26 protein-coding genes are annotated in these 25,049 nt (G+C 62.2%); 12 read left to right on the top strand and 14 right to left on the bottom strand.

Translation table 11 applies throughout. The features are described from left to right. Positions 1-266 precede the first annotated feature (266 nt). The 10 genes from AC3RCP_RS05800 to AC3RCP_RS05755 all read left to right on the top strand — a co-directional run bounded on the left by AC3RCP_RS05800 (position 267) and on the right by AC3RCP_RS05755 (position 7,290). Positions 267-1,241, top strand: a complete 975-nt coding sequence (locus AC3RCP_RS05800) for a KpsF/GutQ family sugar-phosphate isomerase (RefSeq protein ID WP_007929866.1) — start codon at positions 267-269, stop codon at positions 1,239-1,241. After that, on the top strand, positions 1,241-1,765 hold the full coding sequence (locus AC3RCP_RS05795; protein WP_007929867.1) for a KdsC family phosphatase: 525 nt from the start codon (positions 1,241-1,243) through the stop codon (positions 1,763-1,765). Before AC3RCP_RS05800 ends, AC3RCP_RS05795 begins: the two co-directional genes overlap by 1 nt. An 8-nt stretch (positions 1,766-1,773) precedes the next feature. Continuing rightward, positions 1,774-2,346, top strand: a complete 573-nt coding sequence (lptC, locus tag AC3RCP_RS05790) for an LPS export ABC transporter periplasmic protein LptC (protein WP_053259656.1) — start codon at positions 1,774-1,776, stop codon at positions 2,344-2,346. After that, positions 2,333-2,878 carry a lipopolysaccharide transport periplasmic protein LptA gene (gene lptA, locus AC3RCP_RS05785; RefSeq protein WP_007929869.1) on the top strand — a complete coding sequence of 182 codons (546 nt, stop codon included), beginning with the start codon at positions 2,333-2,335 and terminating at the stop codon, positions 2,876-2,878. The genes lptC and lptA overlap by 14 nt, the downstream gene beginning before the upstream one ends. Next, positions 2,878-3,603, top strand: coding sequence for an LPS export ABC transporter ATP-binding protein (gene lptB, locus AC3RCP_RS05780; RefSeq protein ID WP_007929870.1), 726 nt, complete (start codon positions 2,878-2,880; stop codon positions 3,601-3,603). The genes lptA and lptB overlap by 1 nt, the downstream gene beginning before the upstream one ends. Before the next feature lie 182 nt (positions 3,604-3,785). Then, complete coding sequence (locus AC3RCP_RS05775) at positions 3,786-5,279, top strand: RNA polymerase factor sigma-54 (protein WP_009042194.1); 1,494 nt, start codon at positions 3,786-3,788, stop codon at positions 5,277-5,279. A gap of 79 nt (positions 5,280-5,358) precedes the next feature. After that, a complete protein-coding gene (gene hpf, locus AC3RCP_RS05770; protein WP_007929872.1) occupies positions 5,359-5,664 on the top strand; it encodes a ribosome hibernation-promoting factor, HPF/YfiA family in 306 nt (101 codons plus the stop codon). Between the two features lie 12 nt (positions 5,665-5,676). Beyond that, positions 5,677-6,141, top strand: a complete 465-nt coding sequence (gene ptsN / locus AC3RCP_RS05765) for a PTS IIA-like nitrogen regulatory protein PtsN (RefSeq protein ID WP_007929873.1) — start codon at positions 5,677-5,679, stop codon at positions 6,139-6,141. Between the two features lie 2 nt (positions 6,142-6,143). Beyond that, positions 6,144-7,001: an RNase adapter RapZ gene (rapZ, locus tag AC3RCP_RS05760; RefSeq protein WP_007929875.1), complete on the top strand. Its 858-nt coding sequence runs from the start codon at positions 6,144-6,146 to the stop codon at positions 6,999-7,001. Between the two features lie 16 nt (positions 7,002-7,017). Next, on the top strand, positions 7,018-7,290 hold the full coding sequence (locus AC3RCP_RS05755; protein ID WP_101336850.1) for an HPr family phosphocarrier protein: 273 nt from the start codon (positions 7,018-7,020) through the stop codon (positions 7,288-7,290). 30 nt (positions 7,291-7,320) lie between these two features. Here the strand turns inward: AC3RCP_RS05755 and AC3RCP_RS05750 are convergent, their stop codons facing one another. The 6 genes from AC3RCP_RS05750 to pmbA all read right to left on the bottom strand — a co-directional run bounded on the left by AC3RCP_RS05750 (position 7,321) and on the right by pmbA (position 12,695). Beyond that, a complete protein-coding gene (locus tag AC3RCP_RS05750; RefSeq protein WP_101336849.1) occupies positions 7,321-8,214 on the bottom strand; it encodes a ZIP family metal transporter in 894 nt (297 codons plus the stop codon). A 33-nt stretch (positions 8,215-8,247) separates the two neighbouring features. Next, positions 8,248-8,859 (bottom strand): superoxide dismutase, encoded by a 612-nt coding sequence (locus AC3RCP_RS05745; RefSeq protein WP_492569252.1) that lies wholly within the window; start codon positions 8,857-8,859, stop codon positions 8,248-8,250. Position 8,860: 1 nt separating this feature from the next. Continuing rightward, entirely contained in the window at positions 8,861-9,310 is a 450-nt protein-coding gene (locus AC3RCP_RS05740) for a DUF2753 family protein (RefSeq protein ID WP_007929886.1), read from the bottom strand. A 27-nt stretch (positions 9,311-9,337) separates the two neighbouring features. After that, positions 9,338-10,714, bottom strand: coding sequence for a class II fumarate hydratase (locus tag AC3RCP_RS05735; protein WP_007929894.1), 1,377 nt, complete (start codon positions 10,712-10,714; stop codon positions 9,338-9,340). After that, positions 10,707-11,102, bottom strand: coding sequence for a hypothetical protein (locus tag AC3RCP_RS05730; RefSeq protein WP_007929895.1), 396 nt, complete (start codon positions 11,100-11,102; stop codon positions 10,707-10,709). The genes AC3RCP_RS05735 and AC3RCP_RS05730 overlap by 8 nt, the downstream gene beginning before the upstream one ends. Positions 11,103-11,348: 246 nt before the next feature. Beyond that, positions 11,349-12,695 (bottom strand): metalloprotease PmbA, encoded by a 1,347-nt coding sequence (pmbA, locus tag AC3RCP_RS05725; RefSeq protein WP_007929896.1) that lies wholly within the window; start codon positions 12,693-12,695, stop codon positions 11,349-11,351. Positions 12,696-12,803: 108 nt separating this feature from the next. Between pmbA and yjgA the strand changes: the two genes are divergently transcribed. Then, positions 12,804-13,325 carry a ribosome biogenesis factor YjgA gene (gene yjgA / locus AC3RCP_RS05720; protein WP_492569249.1) on the top strand — a complete coding sequence of 174 codons (522 nt, stop codon included), beginning with the start codon at positions 12,804-12,806 and terminating at the stop codon, positions 13,323-13,325. Positions 13,326-13,373: 48 nt separating this feature from the next. On the opposite strand, the gene tldD is transcribed toward yjgA, so the two are convergent. From tldD to mreB, 8 genes are all read right to left on the bottom strand, one after another. Further along, entirely contained in the window at positions 13,374-14,816 is a 1,443-nt protein-coding gene (gene tldD, locus AC3RCP_RS05715) for a metalloprotease TldD (protein WP_007929903.1), read from the bottom strand. Positions 14,817-14,843: 27 nt separating this feature from the next. Beyond that, positions 14,844-15,683 carry a carbon-nitrogen hydrolase family protein gene (locus tag AC3RCP_RS05710; RefSeq protein ID WP_009042186.1) on the bottom strand — a complete coding sequence of 280 codons (840 nt, stop codon included), beginning with the start codon at positions 15,681-15,683 and terminating at the stop codon, positions 14,844-14,846. 58 nt (positions 15,684-15,741) lie between these two features. Then, complete coding sequence (locus AC3RCP_RS05705; RefSeq protein ID WP_492569247.1) at positions 15,742-19,545, bottom strand: YhdP family protein; 3,804 nt, start codon at positions 19,543-19,545, stop codon at positions 15,742-15,744. Positions 19,546-19,620: 75 nt separating this feature from the next. After that, positions 19,621-21,078 carry a ribonuclease G gene (rng, locus tag AC3RCP_RS05700; protein WP_492569246.1) on the bottom strand — a complete coding sequence of 486 codons (1,458 nt, stop codon included), beginning with the start codon at positions 21,076-21,078 and terminating at the stop codon, positions 19,621-19,623. A 57-nt stretch (positions 21,079-21,135) separates the two neighbouring features. After that, positions 21,136-21,735: a Maf family protein gene (locus tag AC3RCP_RS05695; RefSeq protein WP_101336847.1), complete on the bottom strand. Its 600-nt coding sequence runs from the start codon at positions 21,733-21,735 to the stop codon at positions 21,136-21,138. A gap of 43 nt (positions 21,736-21,778) precedes the next feature. Next, positions 21,779-22,255: a rod shape-determining protein MreD gene (mreD, locus tag AC3RCP_RS05690; protein WP_009042183.1), complete on the bottom strand. Its 477-nt coding sequence runs from the start codon at positions 22,253-22,255 to the stop codon at positions 21,779-21,781. After that, the gene (gene mreC, locus AC3RCP_RS05685; protein ID WP_101336846.1) at positions 22,255-23,364 is read right to left on the bottom strand and encodes a rod shape-determining protein MreC; all 1,110 of its coding nucleotides are present in this window, start codon (positions 23,362-23,364) and stop codon (positions 22,255-22,257) included. Before mreC ends, mreD begins: the two co-directional genes overlap by 1 nt. 141 nt (positions 23,365-23,505) lie before the next feature. Further along, a complete protein-coding gene (gene mreB, locus AC3RCP_RS05680) occupies positions 23,506-24,543 on the bottom strand; it encodes a rod shape-determining protein MreB (protein WP_002555108.1) in 1,038 nt (345 codons plus the stop codon). Positions 24,544-24,753: 210 nt separating this feature from the next. Between mreB and gatC the strand changes: the two genes are divergently transcribed. Then, entirely contained in the window at positions 24,754-25,041 is a 288-nt protein-coding gene (gatC, locus tag AC3RCP_RS05675; RefSeq protein WP_007929913.1) for an Asp-tRNA(Asn)/Glu-tRNA(Gln) amidotransferase subunit GatC, read from the top strand. Positions 25,042-25,049 lie beyond the last annotated feature (8 nt).

The raw sequence follows: 25,049 nt of genomic DNA, 5'->3' as shown, positions 1-25,049 counted from the left end.
TTGCGATGCAGCCTCTCACTCGGACGCTTGGCTCCCTGCCGGGAGTACATGCACCCAGGGCAGGCCGAACTGGCGGCGAACTATATCACTGCTGATACGGAGCCCCCAAGGCCGAAGCCATCCGCGTTCAGGATCACGACAGCCTAAAACAGGCTTTACAGGACAATTCCTGCCTATAGAAGGACAAAGGCTGACGAACTTGCGTGAGGGAATCGATCATTACCGCTATAATCGCCGCCTTTTCATCAGGCTATACGATTTCTGACATGAGCCAATCCAGCGACCTGATTCAATCGGCACAACGCACCATCCGCCTCGAGATAGAAGCCGTACAAGGCTTGCTGCCACATATCGACGCAGATTTCGTACGCGCTTGCGAGATGATTCTGGCCAGCAAAGGCCGCGTAGTAGTGGTCGGCATGGGCAAGTCCGGGCACATCGGCAACAAGATCGCCGCCACCCTGGCCAGCACCGGCACCACCGCGTTTTTTGTCCATCCGGCCGAAGCCAGCCATGGCGACATGGGCATGATTACCCGGGACGATGTGATCCTGGCCCTGTCCAACTCCGGCTCGACCAATGAAATCGTGACCCTGTTGCCGCTGATCAAGCGCCTGGGCATCCAGTTGATCAGCATCACCGGCAACCCTGATTCGCCACTGGCCAAGGCCGCCGAGGTCAACCTCAACGTCCAGGTCGAGCAAGAGGCCTGCCCGCTGAACCTGGCTCCGACCTCCTCGACCACCGCCGCCCTGGTCATGGGCGATGCCCTGGCCGTGGCGCTGCTGGAAGCCCGCGGCTTTACCGCCGAAGACTTCGCCTTTTCCCATCCGGGCGGCGCGCTGGGCCGGCGCCTGCTGCTGAAAGTCGAGAACGTCATGCATGCCGGCGAGCAACTGCCGCAGGTCCAGCGTGGCACGCTGCTCAAGGACGCCTTGATGGAAATGACCCGCAAGGGCCTGGGCATGACCGTCATTGTCGAGGCCGACGGGCGTCTGGCGGGGGTCTTCACCGACGGCGACCTGCGCCGCACCCTGGACCGCACCATCGACATCCACCACACCACCATCGATGAAGTCATGACCGTTCACGGCAAGACCGCCCGCGCCGAAATGCTCGCGGCCGAAGCCCTGAAGATCATGGAGGACAATCGAATCAACGCACTGGTCGTGGTGGACAAGGACGATCGCCCGATCGGCGCCTTCAACCTGTCCGACCTGCTGCGCGCGGGAGTCATGTAATGAGCACGGATCTGCTGCAACGCGGCAAGAACATCAAGCTGGCGGTATTCGACGTCGACGGTGTACTGACCGACGGTCGCCTGTACTTCCTCGAAGACGGCAGCGAATTCAAGACCTTCAACACCCTCGACGGCCAGGGCATCAAGATGCTGATGGCCACGGGCGTGCAGACGGCGATCATCAGCGGCCGCAAGACGCCGGTGGTCGAGCGTCGGGCGAAAAACCTGGGGATTCCCCATCTATTTCAGGGTCGCGAGGACAAACTGGTGGTGCTGGACGGGCTTCTTGCCCAACTGGGCCTAAGCTATGAGCAGGTCGCCTACCTGGGCGACGACTTGCCCGACCTGCCAGTGATCCGCCGGGTCGGCCTGGGCATGGCCGTCGCCAATGCCGCCAGTTTTGTCCGTGAACACGCCCATGGCGTCACCCAGGCCCGTGGCGGCGAAGGCGCCGCCCGCGAGTTCTGCGAGTTGATCCTGCGCGCCCAAGGCAGCCTTGAAGCGGCCCACGCCGCCTACTTATAGAGCCTCCCATGCTGAGCAAAAAGATTCGCAACATACTGATCTTCGGCATCATCACCGTGCTGTTCCTGGCGGTGGGGTACTGGAACATCAGCCCGGAACGCTTCCTCGACAAGCCGGTCGCGCAGGTCGACGAAAGCGCCATCGACTACTACGCCATCAACGCCCGCAGCGTGCAGTACCTGCCCGACGGCAAGCTGCAGTACGAAATGACTTCCGACAAGGTCGAGCACCTCAAGGCCACCGAGGTGACCCTGCTGACCAAGCCGGACCTGCAGATGTATCGCGGTACCACCTTCCCCTGGCATGTCCAGAGCGAGCGCGGCGAAGTCAACCCGGACGGCACCGAGGTCGAGTTGATCGATTCGGTACGGGTTTCGCGCACCGACGAGAAAAATCGCAACCTGCTGATCACCACGACCCGCATGACAGTATTCCCGCAGAAGCAATATGCGCAGACCGATCAAGACGTTAGAATCGACGGCGCCGGCGGCGTGACGACTGGCAAGGGAATGAAAGCGTATTTGAAAGACGGCAGGATGAACCTGCTATCGAACGTAAGAGGACAGTATGAGGCTCGTTAAAACCCTCCCTATTTTGCTCGGTCTGGGCGCAGCACTGGGAAGCGTGAGCGCCTGGGCTCTGCCGAACGATAGCCAGCAACCGATCCGCATCCAGGCCGACGACGCTCAACTGGACGACAAGAATGGCGTAGCCACCTACAGAGGCGACGTGATCATCACCCAGGGCTCGATGAAGGTCACCGGCAATACCGTGACCATCACCCGCACCCAGACCGGTGATATCGACGTGGTGACCTCGGTGGGCAACCTGGCCTACTTCGAGCAGATTCAAACCCAGGGCGACACCAAGCCGGTCCAGGGCTACGGTGTGACCATCCAGTACCACGCCGCGCAGAACCGCGTCGTACTGATCGACCGCGCCAAAGTCGTCGACAAGGACGGCAACATCACCCAGGGCGAGAAAATCGTCTACGACACCAACAAGAAGCTGGCCAGCGCCGGTCGCGCCACCGGCAGCAAGGTCACCGAGTCGCGCCCACGGATCGACATGGTCATCCAGCCGAAAAAGAAAACTGACGAAAAGGCCCAGTAATGGCAACTCTGAAAGCTCAGCACCTGGCCAAGAGCTACAAGAGCCGCCAGGTCGTGCGTGACGTCAGCCTGTCCATCGACAGCGGCCAGATCGTCGGCCTGCTCGGCCCTAACGGCGCCGGCAAGACCACCTGCTTCTACATGATCGTCGGCCTGGTCCAGGCCGATCAGGGTCGCATCCTGATCGACGACCTGGATGTCAGCCACCAGCCGATGCACGGCCGCGCCCGTGCCGGGATCGGCTACCTGCCGCAGGAAGCCTCGATCTTCCGCAAGCTTTCGGTGGCCGACAACATCATGGCCATCCTCGAGACCCGCAAGGAGCTCGACAAGGCCGGCCGTCGCCAGGAGCTGGAAAGCCTGCTGCAGGAGTTCCACATCAACCACATTCGCGACAACCTGGGCATGAGCCTTTCCGGTGGTGAACGTCGCCGCGTGGAAATCGCTCGCGCCCTGGCCACCGCCCCCAAGTTCATCCTGCTCGACGAACCTTTCGCCGGCGTGGACCCGATCTCGGTAGGCGACATCAAGCAGATCATTCATCACCTGAAGGCCAAGGGTATCGGCGTGCTCATCACCGACCACAACGTCCGTGAAACCCTGGATATCTGCGAAACCGCCTACATCGTCAACGACGGTCAACTGATCGCCGAAGGCGACGCCGAAACCATCCTCGCCAACGAGCTGGTCAAGGAAGTTTACCTGGGCCATGAGTTCCGCCTGTAAGCCCTGAGGTGTTTGGCTGGTCGCCAGAGCGCCCGCCCCAATAAAACCCTGCTGTTTTTATTGTTACAGCGCTCTAGGCAAACACTTCAGTTTCAGGCATATAATTTGCTTATGTTTGGCGCTCACGCGCCCTGTAGTGGATGGCGCATGTGCGCCGGCGAATAAGGTGTTAAGCCCCTGCCATGAAACCATCGCTAGTCCTCAGAATGGGCCAGCAGCTGACGATGACACCGCAGCTGCAACAGGCCATCCGCCTGCTCCAATTGTCGACCCTGGACCTGCAACAGGAAATCCAGGAGGCCCTGGAGTCCAACCCGATGCTCGAGCGCCAGGAAGAAGGCGACGACTTCGATAACACCGATCCGCTGGCCGACAACGCCGAGCAGAAACCCAATACCGATATCCAGGAACCCTCCTACCAGGAAACCGCCCCGACGGTGGACAACCTCGAGGACGGCGAATGGAACGAACGCATTCCCAACGACCTGCCGGTCGACACCGCCTGGGAAGACGTCTACCAGACCAGCGCCAGCAGCCTGCCCAGCAACGATGACGACGAGTGGGATTTCACCACCCGCACCTCGGCCGGCGAAAGCCTGCAGAGCCATCTGCTCTGGCAGTTGAACCTGGCGCCCATGTCCGACACCGATCGCCTGATCGCCGTGACCCTGATCGACTGCATCAACAATCAGGGCTATCTGGACGAAACCCTCGAGGAAATCCTCGAAGCCTTCGATCCGGAACTGGACATCGAACTCGACGAAATCGAGGCTGTCCTGCATCGTATCCAGCAATTCGAGCCCGCCGGCATCGGCGCCCGCAACCTGGGCGAATGCCTGCTGCTGCAACTGCGCCAGCTGCCTGCCAAGACCCCTTGGCTGACTGAAGCCAAGCGCCTGGTCAGCGACTTCATCGACCTGCTCGGCAGCCGCGACTACAGCCAGCTGATGCGGCGCATGAAGCTCAAGGAAGACGAGCTGCGCCAAGTCATCGAACTGGTACAGAGCCTCAACCCACGGCCGGGCTCGCAAATCGAATCCACCGAAGCCGAATACGTGGTCCCCGACGTCATAGTGCGCAAGGACAACGAACGCTGGCTGGTGGAGCTGAACCAGGAGTCCGTGCCGCGCCTGCGCGTCAACCCACAGTACGCAGGCTTCGTGCGGCGCGCCGACACCAGCGCCGACAACACCTTCATGCGCAACCAGTTGCAGGAAGCCCGCTGGTTCATCAAGAGCCTGCAGAGCCGTAACGAAACCCTGATGAAAGTCGCCACCCAGATCGTCGAGCATCAGCGCGGCTTCCTCGAGTACGGCGATGAGGCGATGAAACCGCTGGTCCTGCATGACATCGCCGAAGCAGTCGGCATGCACGAGTCGACGATTTCACGGGTGACCACGCAAAAATTCATGCATACCCCACGGGGCATTTATGAACTGAAATACTTTTTCTCCAGCCACGTAAGTACCTCCGAAGGCGGTGAATGCTCATCCACGGCGATCCGCGCGATCATCAAAAAACTGGTCGCCGCGGAAAATCAGAAAAAGCCGTTGAGTGACAGCAAGATCGCTGGTTTACTGGAGGCACAAGGCATTCAGGTAGCCCGTCGTACCGTCGCCAAGTACCGTGAATCCCTGGGGATCGCGCCTTCCAGCGAACGGAAGCGGTTGATGTAGCCGCCGGGCTCGCCACAGCGTTCCAGTGGCAGGTCAATCGACCTGCCGCTTTATGCACTGGCAACGAAGGAGAAGCTGTATGCAAGTCAACATCAGTGGACACCAACTGGAAGTGACCGAACCTCTGCGCGCTTACATCGGCGAAAAACTCGACCGACTTGAGCGGCACTTTGACAAGATTACCAATGTGCAGGTAACGCTGGCCGTCGAAAAACTGAAGCAGAAAATCGAGGCCACGCTGCACATCCATGGTGGGGAAGTCGTCGCCAATGCAGAGCATGACGACATGTATGCCGCAATCGACTTGCTCACGGACAAGCTTGACCGCCAACTGAAAAAGCATAAGGAAAAGCAACTCCACCTTCTCCAAGGCACGGGTCGCTAACACTCCCCTCCCATGATCCGACTTGAAAGCATCCTGACCCCCGGCCGTTCCCTGGTGAACGTGCCGGGCGGCAGTAAAAAACGCGCCCTCGAACAAATTGCCAACCTGATCAGCCGCGAAGTGCCTGATCTGGAGATGCAAGATGTCTTCGAAAGCCTGATTGCCCGTGAAAAACTGGGCTCTACCGGTTTTGGCAACGGCATAGCCATTCCACACTGCCGCCTCAAAGGCTGTGAGTCGCCCATCAGTGCCCTGATGCACCTGGACGCTCCCATCGATTTCGACGCCATCGACGGCGCACCGGTCGACCTGCTGTTCGTACTGCTGGTCCCGGAAGCCGCCACCGATGCGCACCTGGAACTGCTCCGGCAGATTGCCAGCATGCTGGACCGCAAAGAAGTGCGCGACAAACTGCGCAGCGCCACCAGCAACGAAGCCTTGTACAAGGTTGTCCTGGACGAACAGAACGGTCAGTAATCATGCGCTTGATCATCGTCAGCGGCCGGTCCGGCTCAGGTAAAAGCACCGCCCTCGATGTACTCGAGGACAATGGCTATTACTGCATCGACAACCTGCCAGCCGGGCTGTTGCCCGAGCTGGCCGAACGGGCGTTGATCCACACCGAACTGACACAGCCCCTGGTCGCCGTGTCGATCGACGCCCGCAACCTGCCCAGCCACCTGTCGCGCTTCCCCGAACTGCTCGAGGAAGTCCGCAGCCGGCATATCCAGTGCGATGTGCTGTACCTGGACGCTGACGAAGAAACCCTGCTCAAGCGCTTTTCCGAAACCCGCCGCCGTCATCCCTTGAGCAGCAACAATCGCTCGCTGGCCGAGGCGATCCAGGACGAAAGCCACCTGCTGGGACCGATCGCCGACCTGGCCGATCTCAAGGTCAACACCACCAACCTGAACCTGTATCAACTGCGCGATACCATCAAGTTGCGCCTGTTGAACCAGCCGGAGCCGGGCACCGCCTTTCTGGTGGAGTCTTTCGGATTCAAGCGTGGCATGCCGGTCGATGCCGACCTGGTGTTCGATGTGCGCTGCCTGCCCAACCCGTACTGGAAACCCGAGTTGCGTGCCCAGTCCGGGCTCGACCAGCCGGTTGCCGAATACCTGGCCGCCCAGCCGGACGTCGAGGAAATGTTCCAGGACATCTCCAGCTACCTGCTGAAATGGTTGCCCCGTTTCGCCGCCAGCAACCGCGCCTACGTCACTATTGCCATTGGCTGCACGGGCGGCCACCATCGTTCGGTCTACTTGACCGAACGCTTGGGCCAAGTCCTGCAAAAGTCCCTGAAGAATGTCCAGGTTCGCCACCGCGACCTTAGCTGAAAGGATCTACCCCGCGATGCCTGCTCTGGAAATTGAAATCATCAACAAACTGGGCCTGCATGCCCGTGCCTCGGCAAAGTTCGTCGGCGTGGCCGGTCAGTTTCCTTGCCAGATCCGCGCAGGGAAAACGCCGGAGTCGATGGTCGACGGCAAGAGCATCATGGCAATGATGATGCTGGCCGCCGGCAAGGGCACCAGGATTCATCTGAAGACCGAAGGCGAACAGGAGCAGGAAGCGCTGGAAGCGCTGGTGGCACTGATCAACAACTTCTTCGACGAAGGCGAGTAAGGTCGGCAGGGCAAACCTCCCGAAAGGTACTCAAGCGAGTGCCGTATCCATGACCATCATCAGGCAAAAGCCGACACACAAGCCCAGGCTGGCCAGCTTCTCATGACCGTTGCGTCGGGATTCGGGAATCACTTCATGGGTCACCACCAGCAGCATCGCCCCCGCCGCCAACGCCAGCCCGAGCGGCAACAGCATCTCGGCCAGGCTCACCAGCCACGCACAAAGCAACGCGAACACCGGCTCCACCAGGCCTGAAGCGGCGCCGATCAGGAATGCCTTGACCCTGGACATGCCGGCGCCAGCCAGCACCAAAGCAATCACCAGCCCTTCCGGCACATCCTGCAAGGCGATGCCCATGGCCAGGCTGTCCGCCTCCGGCATGCCGCCGCCCGCAGACACACCCACGGCCATTCCTTCGGGAATGTTGTGGGCGATGATGGCAAACACAAACAGCCAGATTCGCGGCGGGATGACCGGATGCTCAAGGGTACCCACCAGTTTCTCCGGGTTGCCCCCCGAGACTTTGCGGTCCACCAGAAACAACCCCAAGGCACCGAGCATGATGCCGAAGCTGATCAGGCCACTCGAAGCCCAGGGCGACAGTCCGAGTTTTTCCGCCGCGGCAATCCCGGGCACGATCAACGAAAAGGCCGTAGCCGCCAGCATCACCCCGGCGCCGAATCCCAATAGGGCGTCACTCAGCGCCAGCGGCATCTTGCGAATGACCAGCACTGGCACTGCCCCCAGCGCGGTTCCCAGGGCACAGACCGCCCCACCCTGCAATGCACGCAACAAGCGCGGCTCCAGGTCCAGCCAGGACAAGCCCTGGGCAACCAGCAATGCAGTACCCGCCAACAGCAACAGCGAACCGAATGCGTAACGAAACATCCGCCCGCTGCTGATCGTCAGTGTTTCAGTGCCCATAGTCAGCCTTAGGTCTTTTTTATAGGAGGGGGCTCAAACCAGTGCGGCTTGGTAGCGCTGGGCTACTTCAGGCCAATTGATCACGTTGTAGAACGCGTTGATGTATTCCGGCCGCCGGTTCTGGTAACGCAGGTAATAGGCGTGCTCCCACACGTCCAGACCGAGAATCGGGGTATTGCCGCTCATCAACGGGCTGTCCTGGTTGCCGCTGCTCTCGACGACCAGGGTCTTTTGCGGGGTCACGCTGAGCCAGGCCCAACCGCTGCCAAAACGCGTGAGCGCGGCCCTGGTGAAGGCCTCCTTGAAACTCTCGAAACCGCCCAGCTGCTCGTCGATCGCCTGGCCCAGAGCACCGTTTGGCTTGCCTCCGCCGCTCGGCGCCATCACCGCCCAGAACAACGAATGGTTGGCGTGACCACCGCCCTGGTTGATCACCGCTGCACGCAACTTCTCCGGCAATTGCTGGACCCCGGCCACCAGCTTTTCCACCGACCAGTCGGCCCATTCGGTGCCTTCCACGGCCGCGTTGAGGTTGTTGATGTAGGTCTGGTGATGCTTGGTGTAGTGAATTTCCATGGTCTGCGCATCGATGTGCGGTTCCAGGGCGTCGTAGGCGTAGGGCAATGCAGGCAAGGTAAAGGACATATCAATGTGCTCCGTAATGAGGGGCATTCGGGGTCGCGGTGCCGGCAGTCGATTGCGCGACATTGCTCTCCAGCAGGCGATGCGTACGGGGGTATTCGCCGTGCTCACTGATGAAGTTGAGCAACTCGACATAGGTCTTGCTGCTCTGACGCAGCGCGGCTTCCCGCAGCGCCGGCGCCAGGCGGCTGTCCTGCATGGTCTGCAACAACCGCTGATGGATGGCGCAGAGGTACTCCGCGCTCTCCTCCGGCTGGTTCAGGCGCAGGTGCAGGTCCGCCAGGTTGTGATGGGAGATGACACAGGCCGCCACCGCTTCGTCGGCATCGCTCCAGCGCTCGAACAACACCTGCGCCAGGGCCAGGGCCTGCAAGTAATACTCGCGGGCATCCACCAGGTCGCCCTGCATGAAGAAACGGTTTGCCCTTTCGATCGTGCGTTTCCAGTGCTCCATGGTGAACCTCCAAAGCAATGTCGGGATTTACACGCCGCCCGCGGTGAGTTTTTCCGGGTCGAGCAGGATCTCCAGCTGGCTGCGTGACAGATCAGTGTGTTCAAGGGCGACATCGATCACCGGGCGCCCCTGCTTGTAGGCGGTCTTGGCGATTTCAGCGGCCTTCTGGTAGCCGATGATCGGGTTGAGCGCCGTGACCAGGATCGGGTTGCGCGACAGCGCCTCCTTGAGCTTGGGCTCGTTGACCTTGAAGCTGGCAATCGCCTTGTCCGCCAGCAGGCGGCTGGAATTGGCCAGCAACTCGATGCTGCTCAACAGGTTCTGGGCGATGATCGGCAGCATGACGTTCAGCTCGAAGTTGCCCGACTGCCCCGCCACCGTGATCGTGGTGTCGTTGCCGATCACCTGGGCCGCCACCATCGCCGTGGCCTCCGGAATCACCGGGTTGACCTTGCCGGGCATGATCGAAGACCCCGGCTGCAGCCCTTCCAGCTCGATTTCGCCGAGGCCGGCCAACGGCCCGGAGTTCATCCAGCGCAGGTCGTTGGCGATCTTCATCAAGGTGACCGCGATAGCCTTGAGCTGGCCCGAGACCGCCACCGCGGTGTCCTGGGAGCCGATCAGGGCGAACAGGTTCTTGCCCGGGGTGAACTGCACCTGGGTCAGGCTGCTCAACTGCCGGCTGAAACCCGCGGCGAACTGCGGGTGAGCGTTGATCCCGGTGCCCACGGCCGTGCCACCCTGCGCCAGGGATTGCAGGCTCGGCAGCAGATCCTGCAGGTGACCGATATTGGCCTTGAGCTGCTGCGCCCAGCCTTCCAGCACCTGGCTCATACGCACTGGCATCGCGTCCATCAGGTGGGTGCGGCCGGTCTTGATGAAGGGATGGACCTCGACCGCCTTGCGCTCGATGACTTGCACCAGATGCACCAGCGCCGGCAGCAGTTGTTCGTGCAAGCCCAGCGCGGCGCTGACGTGGATGGTGGTCGGAATGATGTCGTTGCTGCTCTGCCCGCAGTTCACATGGTCGTTGGGGTTGACCGGTTCGCCGAGCAAACGGCTGGCCAGGGTGGCAATGACTTCGTTGGCGTTCATGTTGGAACTGGTGCCGGAACCGGTCTGGAAGATATCCACCGGGAAATGCTGCATGAAGTCACCTTCCAGCAGGCCCTGGGCAGCGTCGACTATGGCCTTGCCCTGGGATTCGCTCAGTTGCTTGAGTTCGACGTTGGCCTTGGCCGCGGCCGCCTTGGCCAGGATCAGCGCACGGATGAACTGCGCCGGCATGCGCTGGTGGCTGATGGGAAAGTTATCCACCGCGCGCTGGGTCTGTGCGCCATACAGCGCCTGCTCCGGAACATGCAGTTCGCCCATGCTGTCGCGTTCGATACGGGTATTACTCATCGGGAAATCCTTGCACCAGTTCGATAAGGGGAATGGATGGCAGCAACGAGCAGGTCGCCAACTGCCAGGCATGGCTTTGCCAGCGCTTGAGCCGGCATTTGCAGAAAGACAGGCGTTCCAGGTCACGCAACGGGCGCCAGGCCTGGTCCAGGCACTGGCTGCGCCAATGCCAGGGCAGCGCGGTATCGGTGGCGGTATCGAGCAGCAGGCGGAATGAAGTTTCGGCGATCAGCCAGGGCGAGGTGGCGGTGCAACACGCCAGATAGCGCCCTTCGGCCAGGTAATGCTCGATCAGGCGCGGCTCGTCCGGATCGAGGGCACAACGGATCTGGCGACTCATCCAACGCCAGCTTTCGAGATAAGGCTGCTCGTGCAAGGCAGAACTCATGACCTGGGCTCATTCGATAATGAGATTTATTATTATATGATATTGAGAATCAAAACAAGCTCGCCCCCCTCCCTGTAGGAGCGAGCTTGCTCGCGATAGCGTTTTTTCAGACAAGGATGCGGCGCCAAGCAATGCGCTTCGCGAGCAAGCTCGCTCCTACCTGGATCGTCAACGTTCAAAAAAACCGGGCAATAAAAAAGCGCGCGCCCCGGACGGGACGCGCGCTTTCGCTGACGCCGTTACGACTTAGCTGCCAGCGACCGTCATGCGTTCGATCAATACCGAACCGGTGCGGATGTTGCTGCGCAACTCCAGATCGTTACCGACGGCGATGATCTGCTTGAACATGTCACGCATGTTGCCGGCAATGGTCACCTCCTGGACAGCGAACTGGATTTCGCCATTTTCCACCCAGAAACCGGCCGCGCCCCGGGAATAATCGCCGGTGACCATGTTCAGCCCGTGGCCCATCAGTTCGGTGACCAGCAGGCCCCGGCCCATGCGGCGCAGCAAGGCCGCCTGGTCTTCCTCGCCATGGGTGACGAACAGGTTGTGCACGCCACCGGCGTTGGCGGTGCTGGGCAGGCCGAGCTTGCGCCCGGAATAAGTTCCCAGCACGTAGGACACCAGTTCGCCGTTCTCGACGAAAGGCTTGGCGTAAGTGGCCAGGCCATCGCCGTCGAACGCCGAACTGCCCAGGGCGCGCATCAAGTGCGGACGCTCATCGATGGTCAGCCACTCGGGGAACAGTCGCTGCCCCAGCGCACCCTCGAGGAAGGACGATTTGCGGTACAGGTTGCCGCCGGAAATCGCTCCCAGGAAGCTGCCGAACAGGCCGCCGGCCAGTTCCGCGGAAAACAGCACCGGCACTTCGCAGGTCGGCACCGGGCGGGCGCCCAGGCGGCTCGCAGCACGTTGCGCGGCGCGCTGGCCGATGGTCACCGGGTCCGTCAACAGATGGCCCTGGCGATTGACGTCATACCAATAGTCACGCTGCATCTGGCCGTCGGCCTCGGCGATCATCACGCAACTCAAGCTGTGCCGAGTCGAAGCATAACCGCCGATAAAACCGTGGCTGTTGCCGTACACACGGCAGCCCTGGTGGGTGCTCAGGGTGGTGCCGTCAGCGTTCTTGATCCGGCTGTCGGCGGCAAAAGCCGCAGCCTCACAGGCCAGCGCCTGCTCGATGGCTTGCTCCGGGGTTATGTCCCAGGCGTGGAACAGGTCGAAGTCCGGCACGTCCCGGGCCATCAGGGCGGCATCGGCCAACCCCGAGCTTTCGTCTTCCGAGGTGTGTTTGGCGATGGCCAGGGCCGCGGCGACGGTTTCGCGAATCGCCTCGGGACCACTGGCCGAGGTACTGGCCGAGCCCTTGCGCTGGCCGACATAGAGCGTGATGCCAAAGCCCTGGTCGCGATTGAACTCGACGGTTTCCACTTCCCGCTGGCGAACCGAAGTCGACAGGCCCTGCTCCAGAGAAACCGCCACTTCGCAGGCACTGGCACCCTGGCGCTTGGCCTCGGCGATGATCTGCTCGACTTGTTCCTGCAGTGCCGGCAAAGCCTGCGGGCCGACGCTTTGTGCTGCACTCATGGTTTTCTCCACTCAAATTCTGCTTTCGGTTAAGGCCTTCGAGCGACCGGGCCGGACAAGCGGCCCCCGACTGGTTATCATGGCGGCGTTTCTTTGCGGACTGCCACCATGGTTGATTCTTACGACAACTCCCTCGATGGGGAGAAAAGCAAATCCCAGGTCAAACGCGAGCTGCATGCTCTGGTTGATCTCGGCGAGCGCCTTACAACACTCAAGCCCGACTTGCTGAACAAACTGCCGTTGACCGACGCCCTGCGCCGGGCCCTGGCGGATGCACCCAAGCATGTCGCCCATATCGCGCGCAAACGCCACCTGCAATTCATCGGCAAGCTGATGCGCGATCAGGACACCAGCGCGATCCTGGTGCTGCTGGACCAACTCGACGCCTCGACTCGCCAGTACAACGAACGTTTCCATGGCCTGGAGCGCTGGCGCGATCGCTTGATCGCGGGCGATGACGCGGTCCTGGAAAAGTTCGTCACCGACTATCCAGAAGCGGATCGTCAGCAGCTGCGCTCCCTGATCCGTCAGGCCCAGCATGAGGTGGCCCATAACAAGCCGCCTGCCTCCAGCCGTAAAATCTTCAAATACATCCGCGAGCTGGACGAGACTCAACGCGGCCTGCGCTGAGCCTCGACTCGGGTGGGTTGCCCGGCAACTCACCCGCCGCTTCACTTCTTAAGCGCCCGTGCCACCCACGGTGATCGCATCGATCTTCAAGGTCGGCTGGCCGACACCCACCGGCACCGACTGCCCATCCTTGCCACAGGTCCCCACACCACTGTCCAGCGCCAGGTCGTTACCGACCATCGACACCCGGCTCATGGCTTCCGGCCCGTTGCCGATCAGGGTCGCGCCCTTGACTGGCGCGGTGATCTTGCCGTCTTCGATCAGATACGCCTCGCTGGTGGAGAACACGAACTTGCCACTGGTGATGTCCACCTGACCGCCACCCAGATTGGCGCAATAGATACCCTTTTTCACCGAAGCAATGATTTCCGCCGGATCGCTTTCGCCACCCAGCATGTAGGTGTTGGTCATGCGCGGCATCGGCAGGTGCGCATAGGATTCGCGGCGACCGTTGCCGGTGCGGGCCACGCCCATCAGGCGGGCATTGAGTTTGTCCTGCATGTAGCCCTTGAGCACACCGTTCTCGATCAGGGTGGTGCATTCGGTCGGGGTGCCTTCGTCGTCGATGCTCAGCGAGCCGCGCCGCCCGGCCAGGGTGCCGTCGTCGACGATGGTGCAGAGTTTCGAGGCCACCATTTCGCCCATGCGACCGCTGTAGGCCGAGCTGCCCTTGCGGTTGAAATCGCCTTCCAGGCCATGCCCCACTGCTTCGTGCAACAGCACGCCGGACCAGCCCGAACCCAGTACCACCGGCAAGGTGCCGGCTGGCGCGGGGATGGCTTCCAGGTTGACCAGGGCCTGGCGCAATGCCTCACGGGCATACCCCATGGCACGGTCTTCACTGAGGAAATAACGGTAGTCGGTACGCCCGCCGCCGCCATGGCCGCCACGCTCGCGGCGACCGTTCTGCTCGACGATCACGCTGACGTTGAAGCGCACCAAAGGCCGCACATCCGCCGCCAGGCCACCATCGGTGGAGGCCACCAGGATGCGCTCCCAGACCCCGGCCATGCTGACGCTGACCTGCTGGATACGTGGATCGAGAGCACGGGTCGCGGCGTCGACACGCTTGAGCAGCTCGACCTTTTCCGCGCGGCTGATGACTTCCAGGGGGTTGTCCGGCGCATACAGCTGGGCCACGTCCTGGGTGGTAAAGGCCTGCACGGTACCGTTCTGCCCGGCGCGGGAAATCGAGCGTGCGGCCCTGGCAGCCAGGCCGAGCGCTTCGAGGGTGATGGCATTGCTGTAGGCAAAACCGGTTTTCTCACCCGATTGCGCCCGCACGCCAACGCCCTGGTCCAGATTGAAGCTGCCTTCCTTGACGATGCCGTCTTCCAGCGACCAGGACTCGGAAATCTGCCCCTGGAAATACAGGTCGGCGGCATCGATACCCGGGCCGGCCAGATCGCCGAGCACGCCCTGCAGGCTTTCCAGGGTCACGCCACCGGGCGCCAGAAGGTGTTCACTGACTGAAGATAACAACCCGCTCATATGCTTTACGCCTTAAATTCGTCGTTCTTAAGCAAGTCGCTGCGCGCCTTGCGAGAAAAAGCGCCGGTGACTGGCCACCGGCATGCGCGCCCGGATGGACGCCTGTTCGCTGCTGTCGCGCTCGGCCAGCAGCACGGCCTCGCCTTGATCCTGCTGCGCCAGCACCCGGCCCCAGGGGTCGACGATGGCCGCATGGCCGAAGGTCTCCCGGGGCCCCGGATGAATGCCGCCTTGCGCCGCCGCCAGCAGGTAGCACTGGGTTTCGATGGCCCGGGCGCGGATCAATACGTCCCAATGCGCCGCGCCGGTCACGGCGGTGAACGCCGAAGGAGCGCTGATCAACTCCGCCCCGGCGGCTCGCAATTCGCTGTACAGCTCCGGAAAACGCAGGTCGTAGCACACGGTCAGGCCAACCCGGCCCACCGGCGTATCCGCCACCACCACCTGCTCTCCATGAGCATAGTCATCCGACTCACGGTAACGGCCGCGATTGTCGGCCACGTCGACGTCGAACAGATGCAGCTTGTCGTAACGCGCCACTTGCTCGCCATGCTCGTCGATCAGCAGCGAGCAGGCCCGGGCCTTGGTCTCCGGCTGATCCACCGGAGGCAGCGGCAAGGTACCGGCGACTATCCATAACTTGAGGTCGCGGGCGGCCTGTTTCAACCAGGGCAGGATCGGGCCTTCGCCCCGGGCCTCCGCCCGACCGATGGCCGCCGCATCGCGGCGCCCCATGGCGGCGAAGTTCTCCGGCAGCACGGCCAGTCGCGCACCGCCGGCAGCAGCCTGCTCCAGCAGTTGGCGCGCCTGCTGTAGATTGGCCAGCACGTCGCTCTGGCTGACCATCTGAATCACCGCAAGAGACATGGCGCACTCCAGGTTGGATATGTGGCCATGCTACTCCATAGGCCCGGGCCGCGGTTTTTCAAAAAGGTTTGTCGAAGGTGATTTTCGGGTCCTTCCAGGGCCCCTTGACGCTGTACTGGACGCTGGCGAAGCGCGACACCCGGTCGCCGATCAGCTTGTCGATCAGGAACAGCGCCCCGCCGACCGCCGGCGCACCGACGATCAGCGCGGCGATCGGCAGGTTGTTGGTCACCGGCAGCGTCACCAGCAGCTTCGAATCCACCTGGTCGGCCACCAGATCCAGGGTGCCATTGAGTTCCAGGTTGCTCGACGGCCCGGTCAGGGTGATGGGTTCGCGGGTCACGTAGACACCGTTGCTGGCCACCAGCAAACCCTTGACCCGGTCGTAGCTCAGGCCCTTGCCGAACAGGTCGGAGAAGTCCAGGCGCAGGCGCCGGCCGATGGAATTGAAGTTCAGCAGGCCGAATACCCGCAAGGCCTGCGCCCCGCCTTCGACTTCCACGAACTGGCCCTTGCGCAGGGTCGCATCCAGGCTGCCCGAGAACCGCTTGGGCCCGACCCAGGCCGGCGAGCCAGGCCAGCGCCCGTCCACATCCAGGTGGAACTCTTCACTGGTCACGGTCGGCGCAAAGCCCCAGCCCTTGAGCACGTCCGCCAGGTTCTTGCCGCCCAGGCGGCCTTTGTACCAGCTGGTGGCCGCGCCGGGTTCGCCTTCCCAGCCGCCGGAGCCTTGCAGGACCATGCCCTTGAGGCCCAGGTCGAGGCTGTTGAAAGCCATGCCCTTGGCGGTCGGGCGCACTTTCAGCGACCAGGCGCCGATCAGGTCGTTGCCCTGGTACAGCTGATTGATCGAGAGATCCAGCGCCGGGACTTTCTTCGGGTCGACCGAGACCAGCGGGTCCGGCGCGTTTTCGTCGGCCTGCACCGTCGGATCGGCGGCCGGCAGGCGCACATATTGCAGATTGATCGCCATCGGCGCCGCCTTGGCATCGGGAATCGCCACGTTGCCCTTGGCTTGCTGGCTGTCGAGCTGCAGGGCCCAGGAGGACGGCTTGCGCGTCAACTGCACGCGGGCCTCGTCCAGGGTCGTGCCGAAACCGCTGAGCTTGCCGACCCGGAAGTCGGCGCCGCTGAGCAGCTGCTTGGCGCTACCGCCCGCGTCCTGCCCGGCATACCGATCGACCAGCGCCTTCCACGGCTCCACGTCCAGTTCCGACAGCACGCCGCGTACCCGCAGGCCCTTGGCCCCCGGCAGCACGGCATCGCCCTCGCCGAGGAACAACTCGCCACGGCCATCGGCAAAATTGCCGCTCGGCGCGGCGAAAGTAAAGTTGGCCAGATCGCCGTAATCGAACCAGTAACGCCGCTCGGCGCCCTGCAAGGTCATGCGCAATACGCTGTCACGTCCCTGGCCGGCCGCCATGCCGAAAGGCGCTGGCAAGTCGACGGCAACCCCCTTGAGGCTGGAGCTGACCATCAGTTGGCTGTCCGCGCCATCGAGGTTGAGCTGCAACTGGTAGGGAATGTCGCCGGAAACCGGCAGTGGCTGGTTGTATTTCAGCCACTCCGTGAGCTTATTGACCGACACCTGGCCCTTGGCAACGACCCGGGTATCGAGCTTGCCGGGGCGACCGTCGGCAAAGATCTGCGCGGTCACCGGGCGCTCGAAGGCCTGGGCGCTGATGCCCTGGCCGCTCAGCCCTTTGCTGCTGTCGAAGCGAAAATCGCCCTTGAGCTGGCTCAACTCCAGCTCCGGCTCGCTCAACTTGAGCCGTGCCTTGCTGGTCTTGAAGTCCACCAGCACCTTCGGTTCTTCTCCCTTGACCAGCGGGATATCCAGTTTCAGCTTGCCCTGCAGGTCGCCATCGCCCTGCCAGCCGGCAAAGGTCGGGCCCGTGCCGATCGGCGCTTCCTGAAGGATCTTCAAGCCATCGCCCAGGCCGCCGGCGAACTCGCCGTCGATAAACATGTGGGGGCTTTGCCCGGCGGGCACATGGGGAATATTGACGTAGACATCCTTCACCTGGGTGTCGAGCAACTGACCCTGGCTGGCCAGGATGCGCACGCCGCTGTCCTCGATGAACACATCGCCGCTGACCTTGCCGATGTGCGGCCAGCCCGGCTGGAAGGCCAGCTCGGCATCGTGCACCTTGAAGAACAGGCTGATGCTGCGCGCGGTGTCGGCTGCACCATGGTTCAGCGAACCCTGGTACTGGAAGAAACCTTCATCCACCGCGCCCTTGAGGATTGCCGTGCGCAGCCATTCGTCCAGGGCCGGGCTGAGCACCTCGGGCAGGTACTTGGCGGTATAACGACCGTCGCCATCGACCAGACCGACCCGCAGGTCCATATAGTCTTCCTGGGTGTGGTCGAAATGCAGGCGGATCAGGAAGTCGCCGGCGATCTTGCCCTCCTCGCCCAGGACCTTGAGGTACGGCGCGATCAGGGTGAACCCCTGCTGATCGAGCTTCCAGGTCAGCCGGGCATTGGCCTGCAGGTATTGCCAGGGCTTGGCGAAGATCGGGTCCAGGTGCAAGGCAAAGTCCTTGCTGTCCATGCGCAGCTCGCCCTGCCCCAGGTCGCCGCTGATGCTGCCGCTGACGTTACGGGCCGCCGGCGCGCCGCGATAGGCGTTGAACCCGATCTGCTCCAGGTTGGCGGCAAAACTCAGGCGCTGATCGCCGCTGACCTGCGGCCGGAAGTCGAACAGGATGTTGCGCAGCGCGCCCGTGACCTTGAGGCTGTCGATGAGGGTCGCGACCTTTTCCGGCAACGGCGCCCAGGCATCCAGGACCGGCGTGATCGGCGTCAGGTCGAGGCGGTCGGCCTGCAAGTGCCAGAGTTCTTCGGCACTGTTGACGGTACCGGTCTGCTGCAGGTGCAGGCGGGACTCCCAGCGCGTCTCGCCGATGTTCATGGCCAGCGAGTCGAAGGCGACGCTGAGGCCCTGCTCGTTGCGCTGGAAATAGGCATTGAGCGCCAGGTTCTTCACGGTGACCGGTTTGCGCTCGTCATAGGCCCCGCTGACCTGCGGCGCGTTCAGGCGCGCGACCATGCTCTGCAGCAGGCCATCGCCCCAACTGAGCCAGAACTCGCCACCAGCCTTGAGTTCGGAGAACGTCCACTGTTGGGTCACGCGCGGCGGCAGCCATTTCGCCCAGTCGCTTTGCGGCAGGCTCAGGTAAGCGTCGGCCTGCCCTTCGCGCCAGGCGCTGGCGCGGATTCGCGTGCGCAAGCTGACAGCCAGAGGCTGACCGTCCGGCAGGGTCAGGCGCGCATCCAGGCGTTGACGGCTGGGGCCAACACGCAGATTGAGGCCGACGTAGGTCAAGGCAATCGCGGGATGATCGAGCGGTTGCAGGGTCACCTGGCTGTCGAGCACCGACAGCTCACTGACCATCTGCATGCGGTTGAGCAACTGCTCGGGGTCGAGAGGCTGGTTATCCTGCACCGGCAGGCCTTCGAGCGCCCAGCGCCCATCCTGACCTTCCTTCAGGCTCAGGTTGAGGCCGCTGAATTCAAGGTGTTTGACCCGCAGTTGGCGCGCCAGGGCACTGCCGGGCAGGTCGGGCGCCACCCGTACCTGATCCAGGCGCAAGGCGTTGGCGCCCTCGCCGACTGTCACATCGTGGGCCAGCAGGATGGGCGAGAAACCGCTCCAGCTGCCTTCCAGCCGGCCGATCTGCACCGGCATGCCCAAGGCTTCCTGAGCCTTGGCCTGGACCTCGGCCCGATATTCAGCCACCAGCGGGGTCAGCTCCCGACCCAGGCTGACGTACAAGGCCGTCAGCACCAGCAGTAATGCACAAAGCCCCAGCCCCCAGCGGGTCAGAGCAGCGAGAAAGCGCATCAGACGCTCCATGTCAGTTGGCCCCCGTGGCAAGAGTCATGTGAAAACCGGGGCCAGCTGTATCCGGTAAATGTAGGGTACGCGGACTCAGAGCAGCACCACGTCGTATTGTTCCTGGGAATACATGGTTTCGACCTGAAAACGGATGGTCCGGCCGATAAAGGCCTCCAACTCCGCGACGTTGCCCGACTCTTCGTCGAGCAGCCGGTCGACCACTTTCTGGTTCGCCAGGACCCGATAACCTTCGGCCTGATAGGCCCGCGCCTCACGCAGGATTTCCCGGAAGATTTCGTAGCAGATGGTTTCCGGGGTTTTCAGCTTGCCGCGGCCCTGACAGCTGCTGCAGGGCTCGCAGAGCACCTGCTCAAGACTTTCCCGGGTACGCTTGCGGGTCATCTGCACCAGGCCCAACTCGGTAATACCAATGATGTTGGTCTTGGCGTGATCGCGCTCCAGCTGTTTTTCCAGAGTGCGCAGCACCTGGCGCTGGTGTTCTTCATCTTCCATGTCGATGAAGTCGATGATGATGATCCCGCCCAGGTTGCGCAGGCGCAGCTGGCGGGCAATGGCGGTCGCCGCTTCGAGATTGGTCTTGAAGATGGTCTCTTCGAGGTTGCGGTGACCGACGAAAGCCCCGGTGTTGACGTCGATGGTGCTCATGGCTTCCGTCGGGTCGACCACCAGGTAACCGCCGGACTTGAGCGGTACCTTGCGTTCCAGGGCTTTCTGGATTTCATCTTCGACGCCATACAGGTCGAAGATCGGCCGCTCGCCCGGATAGTGTTCCAGGCGATCGGCGATTTCCGGCATCAGTTCGGCGACGAACTGCGTGGTTTTCTGGAAGGTTTCCCGGGAATCGATGCGGATCTTCTCGATCTTCGGGCTGACCAGGTCACGCAGGGTACGCAGGGCCAGGCCCAGGTCTTCGTAAATGACGCTGGGGGCGCCGATGGTCTTGATCTGCGCGCCGATCTGGTCCCACAAGCGGCGCAGGTAACGGATGTCCATCATGATTTCGTCGGCGCCCGCGCCCTCGGCGGCGGTACGCAGGATGAAACCACCGGCTTCCTTGATGCCTTCCTGAGCCACGCAATCGCTGACCACCTGTTTCAGGCGCTCGCGCTCGGCTTCGTCCTCGATCTTCAAAGAGATGCCGACATGGGCGGTGCGCGGCATGTACACCAGGTAGCGCGAAGGGATCGACAGCTGGGTGGTCAGGCGCGCGCCCTTGGAGCCGATCGGGTCCTTGGTCACCTGCACCACCAGGCTCTGCCCTTCATGGACCAGGGCGCCGATGCTTTCCACCGCCGGCCCTTCGCGCAGGGAGATTTCCGAGGCATGAATGAATGCCGCGCGATCCAGGCCGATATCCACGAACGCCGCCTGCATGCCGGGCAGAACCCGGACCACCTTGCCTTTATAGATATTGCCGACAATCCCACGACGCTGGGTCCGCTCGACATGGACTTCTTGCAGCACACCGTTTTCGACCACCGCCACGCGCGACTCCATCGGCGTGATGTTGATCAGAATCTCTTCACTCATGGCAGGGTCTCGTTCAGGCATATTCACTATGGATGGCCGCATCGGTAGGTACGGCGCTTAGCGCACTGCAAGGTTTTGCCAACAGGGTATGCCGAAATGGCCAAGTAGTTCTGCGGTTTCGCATACCGGCAAGCCGACGACAGCGGAATAACTGCCATTGAGCCCTGCCACGAATACCGCCGCAAGCCCCTGGATGCCATAGCCGCCAGCCTTGTCGCGGGGCTCGCCGCTGGCCCAGTAGCGGGCCGCCTCGTCATCGCCGATCGCCCGGAAGCGCACCAGGCTGCGGACCACCCGCGACTCGCAGCGCTGGCCATCGAGCACGGCAATGGCGGTCAGCACTTCATGTTCGCGATCCGACAGAGCCATGAGCATCGACTGCGCATCGGCCTGGTCCAGGGGCTTGCCCAGGATCTGCCCATCAAGTACCACCGCGGTGTCGGCGCCCAGGACACAGGCCGCAGACTGGCCATCGGCGATCAGCGCATACCCGGCCGCCGCCTTGTCGCGCGCCAGGCGCTCGACATAGGCCGCTGGGTTTTCATCGGGGAGAGGGGTTTCATCGATATCCGCGCTGATGGCGGTAAAAGGCACACCGATCTGCGTGAGCAGTTCCCGTCGACGCGGCGAGCCTGAGGCGAGGTAAAGCGATTTCATCAAGACATCTCCCTGTCGAGGTACGGGCAAATGCCTGACCGAATCAGTTGATTTTGAAACGTCGGCGCAACCCGCGCAAACCGAAGCTGACCCAAGGCCAGAGCAAGGCACTGACCAATGCCGGCAGCACCAGTGCAAGGGTCGGTTGACGGTTACCGGTCAAGGCGCTGAGCCACAGCTGGACCAGTTGCGCCAGGCCGAAGATCACCAGGATCACCAGGCTTTGCTGCCACATCGGGAACATGCGCAAGCGCTGTTGCAACGACAGCACCAGGAAGGTGATCAGGGTCAGGATCAGCGCGTTCTGCCCCAGCAATGTGCCGTACAGCACATCCTCGGCCAGCCCCAGGCACCAGGCCGTGACCATGCCGACCTTGTGCGGCAGGGCCAGGGCCCAGAACGCCAGCAGCAAGGCCAGCCAGAGCGGGCGCAGGATTTCCATGAATTGTGGCAAAGGCGACACGCTGAGCAGCATGCCGATGGCGAAGGTCAGCCAGACCATCCAGCCGTTTCGGGACATTATTCTCTTCCTCCCGTGGGGGCCGGGGCCGCTGCAGGCGGCTTGGGCGCGGCGGGTCTGGTGGCGGCTGGCTTGACCGGAGCCGGATGGGCCACGGGTTTGACCGGCGTCGTGGCGGCTGGCGTCGCGGGTGCAGCGGCTGGTGCGGCAGGAGCGGTCGCGGTGGCCGGCGTCGCGGGCACGACAGGCTTGGGCACGGTCGCCGGGACCACCGGCATGGCGGTGCCGCCCTGCTGGTCCTGCGCTTCCTGAGCCTGGGCGGCATCGTTGGCACGCTCTTCGGCGGTGCGGTTATCGCTGAACACCAGCAACAGGTAACGGCTGCGGTTCAAGGCGGCCGTCGGCACGGCCCGCACTATGGCAAATGGCTGGCCGGAGTCATGGATCACTTCCTTGACCGTCGCCACCGGGTAACCCGCCGGGAAACGCTGGCCCAGGCCGGAACTGACCAGCAAGTCGCCTTCCTTGATGTCCGCGGTGTCGGCCACATGACGCAGCTCAAGGCGTTCCGGATTGCCGGTACCGCTGGCAATCGCCCGCAGACCGTTGCGGTTCACCTGGACAGGAATGCTGTGGGTGGTGTCGGTGAGCAGCAGCACACGGGAGGTATAAGGCATCAGCTCGACCACCTGCCCCATCAGGCCACGGGCATCGAGCACCGGTTGCCCGAGCACCACGCCGTCGCGCTCACCCTTGTTGATGATGATGCGATGGGTGAAGGGATTGGGGTCCATGCCGATCAGCTCGGCCACTTCGACCTTCTCGTTGACCAGCGCGGAGGAGTTGAGCAACTCGCGCAGGCGAACGTTCTGCTCGGTCAAGGCGGCAAGCTTTTGCATGCGGCCCTGGAGCAACAGGTTTTCGGTCTTGAGTTTTTCGTTTTCGGCGACCAGTTCGGTGCGGCTGCCAAACTGGCTGGCCACACCCTGCCATAGCCGTTGTGGCAGGTCGGTGATCCAGTAGGACTGCATCAGCACCAGCGACATTTGGCTACGCACTGGCTTGAGCAGTGTGAAGCGGGCATCGACCACCATCAGCGCGACCGATAGCACGACCAGCACCAACAGGCGTACGCCCAATGAGGGGCCTTTGGCGAAAAGCGGTTTAATAAGCCGCTCCTCCCAGGCAAATGTTCTCTTTATTCATACGGCTTCAAACCGGCCTGGAGCAGAATGACAGAAGATAAACGCCAACAGGCAGCACTGCAAAGTGCTGCCTGCGAGCGGAACACATGGATGCACCCGGCGCGATTATTCGCTGGAGAGCAAGTCCATGGTGTGTTTGTCCATCATTTCCAATGCACGGCCACCGCCGCGGGCTACGCAGGTCAGCGGGTCTTCGGCGACGATCACCGGCAGACCGGTTTCCTGGGCCAGCAACTTGTCCAGGTCACGCAGCAGGGCGCCACCACCGGTCAGCACCAGACCGCGTTCGGCGATGTCCGAAGCCAGTTCCGGAGGCGATTGCTCCAGCGCGCTTTTCACGGCCTGAACGATGGTTGCCAGGGACTCTTGCAGAGCTTCCAGCACTTCATTGGAGTTCAGGGTGAATGCGCGTGGCACGCCTTCGGCCAGGTTACGGCCACGAACGTCGACTTCACGGACTTCGCCGCCCGGGTAGGCAGTACCGATTTCCTGCTTGATGCGCTCGGCGGTGGATTCGCCGATCAGGCTGCCGTAGTTGCGACGCACGTAGGTGATGATCGCTTCGTCGAAACGGTCGCCGCCGACACGTACGGATTCGGCGTAAACCACACCGTTCAGGGAGATCAGGGCAATCTCGGTGGTACCGCCACCGATATCCACGACCATCGAACCGCGGGCTTCTTCGACCGGCAGGCCGGCACCGATCGCGGCCGCCATCGGCTCTTCGATCAGGAACACTTCACGGGCACCGGCACCGAGGGCCGATTCACGGATGGCACGACGCTCGACCTGGGTGGACTTGCATGGAACGCAGATCAGCACACGGGGGCTGGGCTGCAGAAAACTGTTTTCGTGAACCTTGTTGATAAAGTATTGCAGCATCTTTTCGCAGACACTGAAGTCGGCGATCACGCCGTCCTTCATCGGACGAATGGCAGCAATGTTGCCCGGAGTACGACCGAGCATGCGCTTGGCTTCGGTACCGACAGCCACGACACTTTTCTGATTACCGTGGGTCCGAATGGCCACAACCGATGGTTCATTCAGGACAATACCGCGCTCGCGCACGTAAATAAGGGTGTTGGCAGTGCCCAGGTCAATGGAAAGATCGCTGGAAAACATGCCACGCAGTTTCTTGAACATGGGAAAGGGACCCTAGGCAACGCGTGGGTAAAAAAGTGCGGCAAACTCTAACAACGACAGGGATTTTGGGCAAGGCGCCAATATGTTAAATTGACCGCTTTTCTGTGCACCAACCCCCACAATCGCGGCCTTATGACCGTAGAAATGCGGTAGTGTTCCGACAATCTAACACACGGACGAGATCCGTTCTGTTTTCCACTGGAGAATCCCATGGCGCTTGAACGCTCCGACGTGGAAAAAATCGCTCATCTGGCCAGCCTTGGCCTCAATGAAGCCGATCTTCCACACATCACCTGCGACCTGAACAGCATTCTCGGGCTGGTGGATGCAATGCAGGCAGTCGATACCGACGGTATCGAGCCCCTGGCCCACCCGCTGGAAGCCAGCCAGCGCCTGCGCGCAGACGTTGTGACCGAGTCCAATCATCGCGAGGCCTATCAGTCCATCGCACCAGCGGTCGAAAACGGCCTGTACCTGGTTCCGAAAGTCATCGACTAAAGGGAAAG

This window comes from Pseudomonas sp. GW822-FHT05A08, from assembly GCF_058800485.1.
The sequence above is the reverse complement of the archived record's forward strand: the minus strand, read 5'-3'. Positions and strand labels throughout refer to the sequence as shown.